Origin of the sequence: Flavobacterium psychrotolerans (genome assembly GCF_003097635.1) — a bacterium.
Classification (GTDB): Bacteria; Bacteroidota; Bacteroidia; order Flavobacteriales; family Flavobacteriaceae; genus Flavobacterium; species Flavobacterium psychrotolerans.
In genome coordinates, this window is the sequence record NZ_QCZI01000001.1 from 81492 (window position 1) to 97534 (window position 16043).

The 16043-nt window shown below is 37.2% G+C and carries 13 protein-coding genes; 8 read left to right on the forward strand and 5 right to left on the reverse strand.

What is annotated here, in order from left to right; translation table 11 throughout:
• Positions 1–257: 257 nt before the first annotated feature.
• The 8 genes from DB895_RS00340 (at position 258) to DB895_RS00375 (ending at position 10237) form a co-directional block, all read left to right on the forward strand.
• Positions 258–3587 carry a T9SS type B sorting domain-containing protein gene (locus tag DB895_RS00340; RefSeq protein ID WP_116723356.1) on the forward strand — a complete coding sequence of 1110 codons (3330 nt, stop codon included), beginning with the start codon at positions 258–260 and terminating at the stop codon, positions 3585–3587.
• A 196-nt stretch (positions 3588–3783) separates the two neighbouring features.
• Positions 3784–4665: an SDR family oxidoreductase gene (locus DB895_RS00345; protein ID WP_166426909.1), complete on the forward strand. Its 882-nt coding sequence runs from the start codon at positions 3784–3786 to the stop codon at positions 4663–4665.
• A gap of 309 nt (positions 4666–4974) precedes the next feature.
• Positions 4975–5739 carry a ParA family protein gene (locus DB895_RS00350; protein ID WP_116723357.1) on the forward strand — a complete coding sequence of 255 codons (765 nt, stop codon included), beginning with the start codon at positions 4975–4977 and terminating at the stop codon, positions 5737–5739.
• 8 nt (positions 5740–5747) lie between these two features.
• A complete protein-coding gene (locus DB895_RS00355) occupies positions 5748–6647 on the forward strand; it encodes a ParB/RepB/Spo0J family partition protein (protein ID WP_116723358.1) in 900 nt (299 codons plus the stop codon).
• Positions 6647–7201 (forward strand): DUF5683 domain-containing protein, encoded by a 555-nt coding sequence (locus DB895_RS00360; RefSeq protein ID WP_166426910.1) that lies wholly within the window; start codon positions 6647–6649, stop codon positions 7199–7201. The genes DB895_RS00355 and DB895_RS00360 overlap by 1 nt, the downstream gene beginning before the upstream one ends.
• Positions 7201–7932, forward strand: a complete 732-nt coding sequence (gene dapB, locus DB895_RS00365; RefSeq protein WP_116723359.1) for a 4-hydroxy-tetrahydrodipicolinate reductase — start codon at positions 7201–7203, stop codon at positions 7930–7932. The genes DB895_RS00360 and dapB overlap by 1 nt, the downstream gene beginning before the upstream one ends.
• Positions 7933–8006: 74 nt before the next feature.
• Positions 8007–9548 (forward strand): signal peptidase I, encoded by a 1542-nt coding sequence (lepB, locus tag DB895_RS00370; protein WP_116723360.1) that lies wholly within the window; start codon positions 8007–8009, stop codon positions 9546–9548.
• A gap of 77 nt (positions 9549–9625) precedes the next feature.
• Positions 9626–10237, forward strand: coding sequence for a WbqC family protein (locus DB895_RS00375; protein WP_116723361.1), 612 nt, complete (start codon positions 9626–9628; stop codon positions 10235–10237).
• Between the two features lie 11 nt (positions 10238–10248).
• On the opposite strand, the gene DB895_RS00380 is transcribed toward DB895_RS00375, so the two are convergent.
• From DB895_RS00380 to ribH, 5 genes are all read right to left on the reverse strand, one after another.
• Positions 10249–11295: an endonuclease/exonuclease/phosphatase family protein gene (locus DB895_RS00380; RefSeq protein ID WP_116723362.1), complete on the reverse strand. Its 1047-nt coding sequence runs from the start codon at positions 11293–11295 to the stop codon at positions 10249–10251.
• A 74-nt stretch (positions 11296–11369) separates the two neighbouring features.
• Complete coding sequence (locus DB895_RS00385) at positions 11370–12236, reverse strand: rhomboid family protein (protein WP_116723363.1); 867 nt, start codon at positions 12234–12236, stop codon at positions 11370–11372.
• A gap of 84 nt (positions 12237–12320) precedes the next feature.
• Entirely contained in the window at positions 12321–13070 is a 750-nt protein-coding gene (locus DB895_RS00390; RefSeq protein WP_116723364.1) for a rhomboid family intramembrane serine protease, read from the reverse strand.
• A complete protein-coding gene (gene mutL, locus DB895_RS00395; protein ID WP_116723644.1) occupies positions 13067–14965 on the reverse strand; it encodes a DNA mismatch repair endonuclease MutL in 1899 nt (632 codons plus the stop codon). Before mutL ends, DB895_RS00390 begins: the two co-directional genes overlap by 4 nt.
• A gap of 451 nt (positions 14966–15416) precedes the next feature.
• Positions 15417–15989, reverse strand: coding sequence for a 6,7-dimethyl-8-ribityllumazine synthase (ribH, locus tag DB895_RS00405; protein ID WP_116723366.1), 573 nt, complete (start codon positions 15987–15989; stop codon positions 15417–15419).
• Between the last annotated feature and the right edge of the window lie 54 nt (positions 15990–16043).

Sequence of the window (16043 nt, forward strand, 5' to 3'; positions counted from 1 at the left end):
GAATTGAGCCAAAAGCTTGATTCTTTGAATAGCATAAAAGTCACAGAAAGATTGTTGAAACTGTGATTCTATAAAAAGGAGACTCGCCTCCTAGCCTTTGTTAATACCATTTTAAAGCCTTTTTATCTATTAAAATCGATGTGAAAAAACTTCACTTTTTAAATTAATGTTTTTTTTATAAAAATATTACACTGCATCTGTTTAATGAAAGACACTATTTGTATATTTAGAATCTAAAAAACAAATAGTAACTACGTATGAAAAAATGGGTTATCCTTTTTTTAATTTTTGGATCTGTCCTAACCCCTACTTTCAGTTTTGGTTTTACATTGGCTGTTACGCCAACTTCTGAAACTTGTAATGGAAACGGTTCTTTGGCATTCAACCCCGCTAATGTCAATCCAAACGGAACCATTGTATATATAATTTACAAATTGCCCAACACCACAGTCCCGTTTACTTCTGTAAACACAAATTCTATAAATGGACTTTCTTCAGGAGATTATAGGGTTATTGCGAAAGAAACTGTGGGAAATACTACTACTTCACAACAAACAGACGTTACCATTACTAGTACCGTGGTACCATTAACCTATTCCGTACAAAGTCTAAATCAGGCATGCTCGTCTACGAGTAATATCTCGGTTACCATAATTTCTGGAGTAGCTGCCAATTATGAAATTTTTTCAGGTCCAAAACTGTTTCCTTTACAAGCCTCCAATACATTTATAGGTTTATCCGTTGGTGTATATAAAATTCGGGTTTTTGATACTTGTGGCGTTGGCGTAGTTCAAACTTTTACGGCAACATTAAATCCCGCTGACTTGAAAATCGGCTCACCAATCTTTTCTAATACTAATCCATCATCTTGCAATTTTACTGTTGCTACAAATACCATCACACCTGCTGCAGGAACCATTATTGGCTACCCTCTTTCCATCCAATATACAGTACATCCGCCTAATGGCGATCCGGATATTATTATTATTAATTCCCTAAACACCGGAAATCCAAATACTCAAGATTTATCTGAAACCATCCCCTTATATCTAAATCAAAATTATTCCTATGACCTGTCAATAAAAGACATTTGCGGAAAAACATATCTTAAAAATTTTGTACCCAACCAAGCTATCATTTTAAAAACAACCCTGATTGACTTAGAATGCAACCAAAATTATTTTATGCTCTCTACTACCAATTTCACTCCTCCTTACACGCTAAATTTCACCAATGCCCCAGCAGGTTTTAACCCTAATTCATTTAACGCAAATTATCCAGGTCCCTTTAATACTGAAGATGTAGATTTTGGAAATGCTACGAACCCTACACCTAAAGGAGATTATACAGTAACAATTCTGGATGCTTGTGGGAGAACAACCACTAGATCATTAACCATTTTAAGTGTTCCACCCATACCAACTCCCGAGGCCACTAACAATGGATGTTTGACTAATTCCGGAAAAATCACCGTTAATTTATTGTCCAATTACCACATAGCAACGGCAATAATTACGGCTGCTCCTGCTGAATATGCATTCCCCTTACCTAACGATGTTTCTTCATTTATAGATACAAATGGCGTTTTAATCCTTGACCCTGTTCCGTTAGGTGATTATGTGTTTTTATTGACAAATACCTGCAATGATGTAATTGCACCAGTTCCAGTGTCTCTTCCTGTATATATAAACCAAGGAATAACCTTCGATACGCGGCAAGGTTGCGATTTGCAAACGGGTGCCGTAAAAATAACGAGTAAAAATTCTAATAAACTAAAATCAGTTACGGTTATTTCGGCCCCTACAAATTTCCCAAATACATTACCCTTTGATGCTTCCATTAATATCATAACAGATGGTACATTTTATTTGGATGCTTTGCCTGCAGGAAACTACAAATTTAGCTCAATTGATGAATGTGGGTTTAACAACACCATTGATGTTGCTATAGATGGATATAAAATCACCAAAAGTACTTTCTCTTTAAATCCAAACTGCGGCTCATTTGATATCCCACTGGATTTTGTCAGTAACGGAAATATCAATGAAACATTTTGGATACAAAAACTATTAAATATAGGCACGAATATATGGGGACATCCAGATACCATGATTGCATACGTTGATGGGACTGTTCCCACAGCTGCCAATTCATTTCAAATAGACAATACAACCACCAATTTAAATTTAACTTTTAGCGGCACGTTTAGAATTGTTCGCACCTTTTCCACTTATAATAATGGCGTTGCCATAAATAATGGAACCGTTGCAACTGAAACCAAAAATTGCGTAGAAATTTTAGCACCAAATTTAACGTTTAACGAGGCCTTAGAAATAACGGATGCCAACAGAATTGCCTGCACCATCAGCGGAAGTTTAGATGTGATTATTAAGGCCAATGGCACTTTACCCTTACATTATTCCATAATCACTAAAGATGGTGTTCCGTTTGTATTGGATAATGGAAACTCAAATGTTTTTGTCAATTTACCTCCTGCTATTTATACTTTTCAAGTGGAAGACAATTGTGGCGGAATAAAAAACAAAATATTCAACGTCTCGTCTTTAGTCTCATTAGTGAATAATATTAAACCCTGCGATATCTTAAAATGTGTCACTACAATTACAGGAAATGAAGTTTTTGATTTAACGTCTCAAAACAGCATCATCCTTGGCAACCAATCTCCCAATGAGTATACTTTAAGTTACTATACTTCTTTGACAAATGCACAAGCAGCGATTAACCCAATAGTGAATTTAGTCAATTTTATAGCTACCACTAACCCACAAACCATTTATAGTCGATTAGTTTTCAATCAATTGCCAAACTGTTATGAAACAACTTCATTTGATTTAATTGCAGGGCAAATTCCGAAAATAAATGTAATCCCTACAACTTTAAATTGTACCCAATCTCCAGTTGTTCTTGATGCGTCCTTAAATAATCTTGCTTCAACCACTTACTCGTGGTCTAATGGTTTAACAACACCTATTATTACAGTTAGTCAACTTGGCGTAACCAAACTAACGGTCACCACAACAAATGCTTACGGGATATGCAATAATACAAACACTTCCTGCACCAATACGGAAGACATTGCTGTTATTATCCCTGAAATTCCAGTTATCGAAAAAATAGAAACACACGACTGGACTCCAAGTGAAAATAGTATTCAAGTTGTTACTTCTAATAATGTTGCCTTTGAATATTCCATAGATAACAACAACTATCAAGACAGTAATTCCTTTACTAATTTGGAGGCTGGATTGTATACCGTATCCGTTCGAAATAGAGAGGGTTGTCAAACCGTCAAGCAGGAAATTTGGTTATTGAATTATGAAAAATATTTCACGCCAAACGATGATGGATTTAATGACACCTGGTTAATAAAAAATTCAGAACAGGAACCGGATTTCAAGGTTATTATTTATGACCGTTATGGAAAAATAATAAAATCGTTTAAATCAGATACAGCGGGTTGGGACGGGAATTACAATGGCCGACCAATGCTGGCTACTGACTTTTGGTTTGTAGTTTATCGGCAAGACGGCCGAATCCATAAAGGTCATTTTTCATTATTAAGATAATCCAAATTTACCTTTGTGGATGCTATGCACGCCTAGTGGCATTAAGTTAAGGATTTTATTGAATTTTCAACATTCGTTTTTTTAACAATTTTGTTTAAAATATAAAAAAGGTCGAATGTTGAATAACGAACAACGAATATTGAATGATAAGCCTAGTGGCATTTTCCTATATTTACATCTATAAAAAAGATACATTATGAATTTTTCAGCAAAAATGCTTCGTGACGATGCCCTAAAAGGCAAAGTAATAGTAGTGACCGGTGGAGGAAGCGGGCTTGGCAAGGCCATGACCAAATATTTCCTTGAATTGGGAGCTAAAGTGGCCATTACTTCCCGTGATTTAGAAAAACTAAAAAATACAGCTATAGAGCTTGAAACCGAAACTGGCGGAGTTTGTCATCCCGTACAATGCGACGTGCGCCATTACGACCAAGTCGAAAATATGTTGCAGGAAGTGCTGAAAACCTTCGGGAAAGCGGATGTTTTGCTGAACAATGCCGCAGGAAATTTCATTTCGCCAACAGAGAGATTATCCGCTAATGCCTTTGATACCGTGATTGATATTGTGCTGAAAGGGTCAAAAAACTGTACCCTCGCTTTCGGGAAACACTGGATTGATTCCAAACAAGAATCTTCCACTATTTTGAATATCGTGACTACGTATGCGTTTACGGGTTCGGCTTATGTGGTTCCGAGTGCGACGGCTAAAGCGGGCGTGCTTGCCATGACGAGAAGTTTAGCCGTAGAATGGGCAAAATACGGAATTAGAAGCAACGCCATTGCCCCAGGACCGTTTCCTACAAAAGGTGCTTGGGACCGATTATTGCCAGGCGATTTAGCCGAAAAATTTGACATGGCCAAAAAAGTGCCTTTAAAACGCGTTGGCGACCATCAAGAATTGGCGAATTTAGCCGCTTATTTGGTCTCCGATTTTTCGGCTTACATCAATGGTGAAGTGGTGGTTATTGATGGTGGCGAATGGCTGAAAGGCGCAGGACAATTTAATTTACTGGAACAAATTCCCGAAGAAATGTGGGATATGTTAGAGATGATGATTAAGGCGAAGAAAGGCAAATAAATGGATAATAAAGTAGAGAGTTCCTTAAGTTCTCTCTATTTTTTTAGCCCAGATGGAAATAAAAATCCTTTTATACAAAAAATCTAAATTTTTCCTGAAATGGCAGAGCGACTAAAAGAAGCTCCTGCGATTTCTTGGAAAAATGATTTTTTTATAACAGATTGTAATGTAGAGCTGGAAAAAGCTCCTTAAAATTCAGGAAAGGGCATGAAAAATCAAGAATGTATCAATATTAACTTTTGTTAACAAATTAGAATTGAAAAAACCATAAAATATTGTATTTTTACGGCTCAAAATTTAGAAAATTAAATGGGTAAAATCATTGCTATTGCCAATCAAAAAGGAGGCGTTGGAAAAACGACAACTTCAGTAAATTTGGCGGCATCACTAGGGGTTTTAGAGAAAAAGGTCTTACTTATTGATGCTGATCCGCAGGCGAATGCAAGTTCTGGTCTTGGGATTGATATTGAAAATATTGCTATTGGTACCTATCAAATATTAGAGCACAGCAACCTTCCTGAAGAGGCAATTATTAAATGTTCGGCGTTAAATGTAGATGTGATTCCGGCTCATATTGACTTGGTTGCCATCGAAATCGAATTGGTTGACAAGGAAAACAGGGAGTACATGCTGAAGCAGGCATTGGCGAGTATTAAAGATCAATACGATTATATTTTGATTGATTGTGCGCCATCATTAGGTTTGTTAACTTTGAATGCGCTGACTGCTGCCGACTCTGTGATTATCCCTATTCAATGTGAATATTACGCTTTAGAAGGTTTAGGAAAATTGTTGAATACCATAAAAAGTGTTCAAAAAATCCATAATCCGGACTTGGATATTGAAGGTCTACTACTGACAATGTTTGATTCGAGATTGCGATTATCTAATCAAGTCGTAGAGGAAGTGCAAAAACATTTTAACGACATGGTTTTTAATACCGTTATTCAAAGAAATGTGAAGTTGAGCGAGGCTCCAAGTTATGGCGAAAGCATCATTAATTATGACGCGGCAAGTAAAGGTGCATCAAATTATTTGCATTTAGCCCACGAAATTATACAGAAAAACAGTTAAAAGGTTTTATGACACAAGTAGTAAAAAAACAAGCTTTAGGAAGAGGATTATCGGCATTATTGAAAGACCCTGAAAACAACATTCAGTCGGTTGAAGATAAAAATGCCGATAAAGTGGTGGGCAATATTATTGAGCTTGACATTGATGCCATCGAAATCAACCCGTTTCAGCCCAGAAGTAATTTTAATGAGGAATCCTTAAAGGAACTGGCCACGTCCATTCACGAATTGGGCGTTATTCAACCCATAACGGTTCGGAAAACTGACTTTAATAAATACCAATTAATTTCTGGAGAACGAAGATTACGTGCTTCAAAAATATCTGGATTAACTACAATTCCTGCTTACATTCGAATTGCGAATGACAATGAATCATTGATTATGGCCTTGGTTGAAAATATTCAACGTCATGATTTAGACCCTATTGAGATAGCCCTTTCTTACCAACGATTGATTGATGAAATTCAACTTACACAAGAGCAAATGAGCGATCGGGTTGGAAAAAAACGTTCTACAATTGCCAACTATTTGAGACTTTTGAAATTAGATCCAATTATTCAAACCGGAATCCGCGATGGATTCATAAGCATGGGCCATGGTCGAGCCATTATCAATATTGAAGATCAAGATATTCAGGCTGATATTTACCAAAAAATTGTAAGCCAAAATCTATCCGTTCGTGAAACGGAAGCTTTAGTTAAAAACTATCAGGAAAGTTTGAAACCGGCTCCTGCAAAAGCACCTAAAGGAATCGCATTTGAAGTTGAAGAAAACGAAAAGAAAGCCATAGCAACCTATTTTGGGGCAAAAGTGGATGTGAAAGTTGCCGGTAACGGGAAAGGAAAAATTACGATTCCGTTTCATTCTGAAGAAGATTTCAATAGAATCATTAAACTTATCAAAGGCTAGTGCTTAAATATATAGCTATAATACTGTTTCTATTTGGGAATACCTTGCTTTTTGGTCAAGTTAAAACAGACCCCATTCTTACCTCTAAAGACACCATAAAAAGTCAGGAAATCAATCCGTTGGCTCCGGCGAAAGCGGCATTTTATTCGGCTATTTTACCGGGTTTGGGTCAAGCGTACAATAAAAAATACTGGAAAATACCTTTGGTTTATGGCGCCATAGGAACAACCCTTTATTTTTATTCGCTGAACAACACCAAATATCATGAATTTCGTGATGCCTACAAAAGCCGATTGGCAGGAAATCCAAACGAGAAATATTCCTACTTGGATGATACCCGATTGATAACCGCGCAACGTTTTTATCAAAGAAATCGGGATCTTTCGCTACTGTTAACTGCTGGTTTCTATATTTTAAATATTGTGGATGCCAATGTGGATGCCCATTTACTCCAATTTAATGTAAACGACAATTTATCGTTAAACCCAAAACTAGATACAAACGAAATTAATTTCAAGCCCAATTTTGGTCTTGCACTAAACTATACATTCTAATGAAAATAGCACTTTTAGGATACGGAAAAATGGGTCAAACCATCGAAAGAATTGCTCTGGAGAGAGGTCACGAAATTGTCTTGAAAAAAGATGAATTCAATACCTACGACGGACTTTCAAATGCCGATGTCGCTATCGATTTTAGTATTCCAATGGTAGCTGTTAGTAATATTTCCAGTTGTTTTCATGCTAACGTGCCTGTGATTTCGGGTACAACAGGTTGGCTTGAACATTATGATGAAATGGCTACACTTTGCAAGGAAAAAAATGGGGCTTTTATATCTAGCTCCAACTTCAGCCTGGGCGTAAATCTTTTCTTTGAACTTAATGATTATTTAGCCAAAATGATGGCTAAGTTTGATTCCTATCGCGTGGAAATGGAAGAAATTCATCACACACAAAAACTAGATGCTCCAAGCGGGACTGCCATTTCATTGGCAAAAGGAGTAATAGCAAACAGTAATTATACCGGTTGGGCATTAGAAAAACCCGAATCAACACACCCGAGCAAGAGCGAACTAGCGAAGCAAATTCCTATTGATGCCATACGAACTGAAAATGTTCCAGGAACGCATACGGTAAGCTATATTTCGGAAGTAGATACTATCGAAATAAAACATACGGCTCACAATCGAGATGGTTTTGCGCTGGGTGCTGTAATCGCCGCAGAGTGGATTGTGGGTAAAAAAGGAATTTTTACCATGAAAGACGTATTGAATTTCAACAATTAAATTATTTGTTAATTTTATTATAAAACCGTAACAAAACCATACAGATCAATTCTAATTAAAAAAACAAAAATATTATGACATTACTTCAATGGTTTGTATTTTTTCTGATTGTTCAGATAATTCACTTTTTGGGAACGTGGAAACTGTATGAAAGTGCCGGTAGAAAACGTTGGGAAGCCGCAATTCCTGTTTACAATGCCATCATTTTGATGAAAATTATCAATAGACCTACATGGTGGACGATCTTGCTTTTCATCCCTATTGTAAATTTAATTATGTTTCCTGTCGTTTGGGTAGAAACATTAAGAAGTTTCGGAAAAAACACCACTTTAGATACCGTTCTAGGGATAGCAACTCTTGGAATATATATTTATTATCTAAATTACACTCAGGAACTTAAATACATTTCTGACAGGAGTCTAATACCTACAAATAAAGGGGCAGACACGATAAGTTCCTTACTTTTTGCAATTGTAGTGGCTACTTTAGTTCATACGTATGTGATGCAACCGTACACCATACCGACTTCTTCGTTAGAAAAATCATTACTAATTGGCGATTTTCTGTTTGTGAGTAAATTCCATTATGGCGCCAGAACGCCTATGACTGCAGTAGCCTTGCCAATGGTTCATGATACCATTCCGCTATTACATAGTAAATCATATTCTAAATGGCCACAGCTACCCTATTTTAGGTTTCCAGGTTTACAAAAAATAGAACGAAATGATATCGTTGTTTTTAACTGGCCAGTAGACACCGTTTATAAATTTTTTGACACTTCAAAAAGAAAAGCGGACAAACCCATCGACAAAAAATCAAATTATGTAAAAAGATGTCAGGGAATTTCCGGCGATAGTTTACAGATAAAAGATGGAGTTGTATTCATTAACGGGAAGCAATTGTTATTGCCTGAAAGAGCCAAACCACAGTATTCTTATACTGTAACTACAAATGGTTCCGGTTTTGACCAAACCTATATATTAAACGAATTGCATATTACCGACGGCATTTATCAAACTGCACAAAATACTTTTTTATTTTCTGCATTAACAGAGGAATCTGCCGCTAGACTAAAGAATAACCCTGCAGTAACCAGTATTGTCAGGAACATTTCCCACGAAGCTGAACCAGGCGTTTTCCCTCAAATAAGCAACAATTGGAACAAAGACAATTATGGTCCCATTTACATTCCTCAAGCAGGAAAAACCGTGGCTTTGAATGCAGAAATCCTGCCTTTCTATAAAAGAATTATTACCGAATATGAAGGCAATGATTTAAAAGTGAACGGAAACGAAATTAGAATCAATGGTCAAGTGGCAACGGATTACACATTCAAACAGAATTATTACTGGATGATGGGAGACAATCGCCATAACTCTGAAGACAGCCGATATTGGGGTTATGTTCCAGAAAACCACATCGTAGGGAAACCCGTATTTATTTGGATGAGTTTAGATTCGAATGGAAAAGGGTTGGGTAAAATTCGTTGGGAACGCATGTTTACGACAGTTGGAGGCGAAGGACAACCCTATTCCTATTTCAAATTTTTTCTGATGGGTCTTGCCGCTTATTTTGGAATTACTTTCTTTATGAATAAGAAAAAAGAAAATAGCTAATATTTAGGATTCAAAAGTTTAAGGTTTAAAGTTGCTAAGTGAGAACTTTAAACCTTAAACTAAAAAAACTAAAACGTATGAACGTCATACTCCATCCTTCTTACTTTCCGTCCATCAGCCAATATGTAGCAATGGCTCAAGCAGATAGTATTACTTTCGAAATGGAAGACAATTTCCAGAAGCAAACCAACAGAAACAGAACCTATATTTACAGTCCAAACGGAATCCAATTATTGAACATCCCCATAAAACATGCTATAGGAAAGCACCAAAAAACCAAGGATGTAAAATTAGAAACGGCCTTCGACTGGCAAAAGCAACATTTTAAATCCCTAGAAGCTGCCTATAGAACTTCCCCTTTTTTTGAATATTTCGAATCCGAACTTTTACCGATTTTCAATAAAAAACATACTTTTTTGATGGACTTGAATTTTGAGACTATGGAAATCGTTTCTAAGTGTTTGAGATTGCAATTGGAATACAAAAAAACCACCGAATATTTCCACGAAGCATCGGATTATACCGATTTCAGAACTTTGGTAAACGGAAAAAAAGATACGTCTATCTTCGAGAATTACACCCAGGTATTTAATGAAAAATACGGTTATATCAACAATCTGAGCATTTTGGATTTGCTGTTTAATGAGGGGAGATATGCGTTGGATTATTTGAGAAACCAAAAGTTATAAACACAAGTAAATTATTCCATTGACAATCTAGTCAAAACAGGATAATGGTCTGAATTGGCAAATTTAGGAAAGTTCTCAAAGCTTTTAACTTTCATGGTAGGATCGGCAAATATATAATCAATTCTCACCGGGTAATACCTAAAATTATACGTTTTCCCAAAACCCTTACCCGCTTCTTCAAAAGTGTCGCTCAGTTTCCCCTTTATGCTTCGGTAAACATAGGAAAAAGCACTGTTATTCATATCGCCACAAATAATGATGGGATATTCACAATCCTTTTTGTGATTCATAATAATCTCTGCCTGCTGTTGCTGTTTTTTAAAGGCGATACTAATTCTATTAATGAGCCGCTGCGATTTTGCATGATTAATTTCATCCATGTTTTCAGAAATTTCATTGACGTCGGGCGAAATTTTAATGGACTGCAATTGCATATTATACACCCGAATAATGTCTTTCCCTTTTTTGATGTCGGCAAAAATCACACTATTGTTTGATTTCGGAAACACTAAATTTCCCTCATCAATAATTGGAAACTTGGAGAAAATAGCTTGTCCCGTCCTAATTTTATTCCCTTGCATAAAGATATATCGATGCGGGTACACTTTTAAATCAATGTTGGCAGCCGTCGAATATTCTTGAATACATAAAATATCTGGATTTTTATCGTTGATAAACGTTTGGATTTCCTTTGTGACATCGGTATCAGGCAACCAATCAAACAAGTTAAACAAGCGCACATTATAGCTCATGACAACAAAATCCTGTTCGGATTTGGGCAAATCCGTGGCTGTGAACTTATAAAATTTATTGACAAAAGTAATTCCCATCAACAAAACCAAACCAGATAAAAACATTTGTCTTTTGAATTGTATAAACCAATACATAAAAAAAAGACCGTTCAATATCAAAAAAAACGGTAATATTAAGGTTAAAACAGACAGTAAAGGAAATAATTTCGGAGCTAAAAAAGGCAAAACATAGGCAACAAAAGTCACTACAGTCAACACTATATTGAAAAAAAACATCACTTTATTAAACCATGAGAGGTTTTTCATTTTTGTATATTTGGTTGTTCGGCAATAAGCCTATTTCACTGAATCGAAAACATTTCTAATCTGAAATTTGAAATTTACTTCCCCGTTTTAAACAAGAACTCCTTTTCTTCCTTAGATAAACTATCATACCCCGACTGACTAATTTTATCCAAAATCTCATCTATTTGCTGTTGTGTTTTGTCTTTGATGACAATTTTAGAGTTCGGATTCTGCTGGTTTTGATTGTAATTCCGATGCACTTTCTTAAACGGCGTTGCTTTTTTTGGGTTAGTCAAATTACTGACCTTATCTAGGATAAACGAAATTCCCTTGCTCAAATCAATCCCGTTCAACAATAATTTAATATAAACAAATCCGAACAACGCTCCAGCCAAATGGGCAATATGTCCCCCCGTGTTTTCGACGGAAATCTGAATAATATCCAGAATTACAATTACAAATGCAAATTGCCAGAGCTTCACGTTTCCTATCAAAAGCAACCTCAAATTCATGAAAGGCGAATAGGTTGCCGCTGCCACCAAAATGGCCATTATGGCTCCAGATGCTCCTACAATCCCAGTATTTGGCATTCCTAAAATCGCATAAATCCCAACAAAGACCAGCCCTGCAAAAATTGCACTTAACAAATATAATCCCAAAAACTGTTTTTGTGTAAAAAAAGTAAGGAAAATTCTCCCGGAAAAATTCAAAACAACCATATTGAAGAACAAATGGAAAAACCCCGCATGAAAAAAAGAATAGGTAACCAATGTCCATGGTTTCGTAAGCAAATTGGACGCATTAGAAGACAAAGAAACCCAATCCGGAAAATCAAAAATACCCAGTGAAAACCGATAAAAAAAAACAATCGAAACTAAAAAAGCACCAATATTCCAATAGATGAGTTTTTGTTCAAAACCACCCATTTTGTATTGTAATTTTAAGTCGTTAAAAATGTCCATTTTTTATTTTTTTTGTCATTCTAAATTCTGCCTCAAATTCTCCCTGTCATTGTGAGGTACTAAGCAATCAGGGGTTAGGTAGCTTTAATTCCAACGATTCTTGTTAAATTCATTTTTTTTCCAATACCACATCATCAAAAATCCAACTATAGCTCCGCCGATATGGGCAAAATGGGCAATTCCGCTAGCACCTCCAAAAATAGATTTTCCTGAAACCCCTAAAAACAAATCGACCACCAATAATCCCGGAACAAAATATTTCGCTTTTATAGGAACAGGAATAAACATCAAAGCCAATTCGGCATCGGGAAACATAAAGGCAAAAGCCACCAAAAGTCCGTAAATGGCACCGGAAGCTCCCACGGCTGGAGAAGCAAACGAACCAGCAAAGCGATCCATGCCTGAAGCCCCTAAAATATCTGTCCATCGGGTGTCGATTTGTCCTTGATTCAACAAATTGAAAATATCGGTTTTATTAACCCCAGCCTGAACAAGCGTATCCAATCCATCATGAAAAAGAAAATAATTAACCCCCGTATGCAACAAGGCTGCTCCCAATCCACAAGAAATGTAGAAAAACAAAAACTTTTTAGCTCCCCAAAAATGTTCCAAAGCTGACCCAAAGGAATACAAGGCAAACATATTGAAGGCAATATGCATAATTCCCCCATGCATAAACATATGGGTTAATGGTTGCCAATATTGAAATTTAGCGTTCTCAAAAAAGAACAGCGACAAATAATCGTAAGCCCCATCACCAACAATTTGAGAGCCTATAAAAAAAATAATGTTAATAATCAATAACTGTTTTACAGTGGGTGTGATGTGCATCATATCGTGAATTTTTTGTCTAAATCTTCCACACGCATGGTGATGAAAGTAGGTTTTTGAAATGGGGAAACATTCGGTTCTTTACAAGCAAAAAGTCCGTTGACCAAATTTTCCTGCTCTTTTTCCGTCAAATAAGTTCCCGTCTTTATGGATAAACTCTTGGCCATAGATTTGGCTATAGTGTCATTCTGACTAAAGCTGCTTTCGGGAATCCCGTCCTGCAAATCGCTCAATAATTGCTCCAGAACCTTCGGAACTTCGCTTTCGGCTATATTGACAGGCAATCCCGAAATAACCACGCTATCATCGTTAGTTTCCTCAAAAACAAAACCAGTGTTGACCAAAGCCAATTGCAATTCGGCGATCAATTCCATTTCCGAAGTCGAGAAATACAAATGCAACGGAAACAGCAACTGTTGGCTGGAAGCGTGATGCAGCGTCATGTTGGTCAAGAATTGTTCGTACAAAACGCGTTGGTGGGCGCGCTGTTGATCTACAATGACCATTCCCGATTTTATGGGATTTACAATGTATTTTTTGTGAATTTGATACGTTTTATTGACGGCTTTTTCCACATCATTTTCATTAAATAAAGAGGCGGTCGCTTCTTCACTTTCAAAATGAAACCCTCCGTTTTCGGTAATCGTATCCGTGTCGTGCTTTAAACCAACGTAGAGACTTTCCCAACTGGCAGTTTGTTTCACTGGTTCGTACCGATACCCCTCAGAATTGGCGTCCGGTTTCCGATTGCCGTAATAATCCGATTTAGGACCTTTATTCGGTACGTCTTCCGAAAAAGGATTGTAATTGCCATCCACCTGGATTGTTGGCGTTGCCCCCTCTAAATTTTTATAGTGATACGGCGTGTCCAAATTAGCGTCCCGATCAAAATCTAAAACGGGAGCCACATTAAATTGTCCCAAACTGTGCTTGACAGCAGAACGTAAAATGGCGTACAATGCCTGTTCATCGTCAAATTTTATTTCGGTTTTAGTGGGATGAATATTGATGTCAATGGTATTTGGCGGGACATTCAGATAAAGGAAATAGCTCGGTTGTGCACCGTCTTTCAATAATCCTTCATAAGCATTCATAATTGCATTATGCAAATAGCCACTTTTTATGAACCGGTCGTTCACAAAGAAAAACTGTTCTCCCCTGCTCTTCTTGGCAAATTCGGGTTTGCTGACGAATCCTTTAATGGCAACAATTTCGGTTTCTTCCTGCACGGGAACCAGCTTCTCATTGGTCTTTCCCGAAAAAATATTAACAATCCGTTGTCTGAAATTCGAGGGTGGCAAATTGAACATTTCACTTCCGTTATGGTAAAACGTAAAATGGATGTTGGCATGAGCCAAAGCCACACGTTGAAACTCATCCACGATATGACGGTATTCCACTACGTCCGATTTCAGGAAATTGCGTCGCGCCGGAATATTAAAAAACAAATTCTTAACGGCAAACGATGTCCCTTTAGGCAAAACCGCCACGTCCTGCGAAACAAATTTACTGCCTTCAATGATGATGTGCGTCCCTAATTCCTCTTGGTCCTGTTTGGTTTTCATCTCCACATGGGCAATCGCGGCAATCGAAGCTAAGGCCTCACCCCGAAACCCCTTGGTATGCAGGGAAAACAAATCCTCGGCCTGTCTAATTTTGGACGTGGCATGACGCTCAAAACACAAACGGGCATCGGTCACGCTCATCCCCAAACCGTTATCAATAACTTGTACCAATGATTTTCCTGCGTCTTTTATAATTAATTTAATGTCCGTCGCTCTGGCATCGACTGCATTTTCCAGCAATTCTTTCACTACAGAAGCGGGCCGTTGAACAACTTCACCAGCAGCAATCTGATTGGCAACATGATCGGGAAGTAATTGAATGATACTCGACATTAATTTTTTGTTACGTGTTTTTAAGGGTGTTGGGGCATTGCAAGGGTTGCGAAACATGAAGCAAAGCAATCTCCTTTTCCCAAGTTCACAAATCTAACGAATTTCCATTGGGTTTTAAAATTTAGTCCTCATAAAAATACGCCAAAAATCCATTCCTCAGCAAATTGATTTTTCCGCCAAATCTCGCATATAAGTAGTTTTTGGGCGTGACACCACCTCCGCAGGCTACGGCGCTGTCGGGTTTTCCGCTGTATCTTTGTTTTCTTAAAGAAAGAAAACAAAGGATGCCGCTGCAACCCCTCACGCGGGCGTAATAATATCCCAAACCTATAAAACAGAAAACCTCGCAAATGCGAGGTTTTCTGTTTTTACAGCTAAATGATTATCCCATTCCTGAGAAAATCATTATAAGGTTGTTATCGTATTTACATCCGATTAATTGTACAATCAATTACTCCTTCAATTCCAAGGGCAAATCCTCAATTTGCAATTGTCCTGAGGACAACAACTGATGACTTTCAAATTGATGGCTCAATGATGCCTGCTGTCTTAGATACGCCATTTTGATGGCCGCAATTGCTGCCTCTGTTCCTTTGTTTCCGTGAGTTCCCCCGCTTCTATCTAGGGACTGTTGCTCGGAATTGTCTGTCAGTAAACAAAAAATCACAGCCACATCCGACAAAACATTCAAATCTTTAATGCCCTGGGTTACGCCTTCGCAAACAAATTCGAAATGCTGGGTCTCCCCTTTTATAACGCATCCTATGGTAATGACCACGTCTGGTTTTTGGGTCTCAATCATTTTCTTGGCACCGTAAACCAGTTCAAAACTTCCTGGCACATTCCATCGGATAATGTTTTTATGCAGCGCCCCACAATCTGTTAATGCAGCAATCGCTCCTAGATACAACCCTTCGGTGATGTGATCGTTCCATTCTGAAACAACAATCCCAAACCGAAAATCTTTCGCGTTTGGGATTGCATTTTTATTATAATTTGATAAATTTTTATTAGCCGTTGCCATGTTGTATAATTTTAGAATTTAAAGTTACGAATTTTGATTTGAAAAATCCAAAAT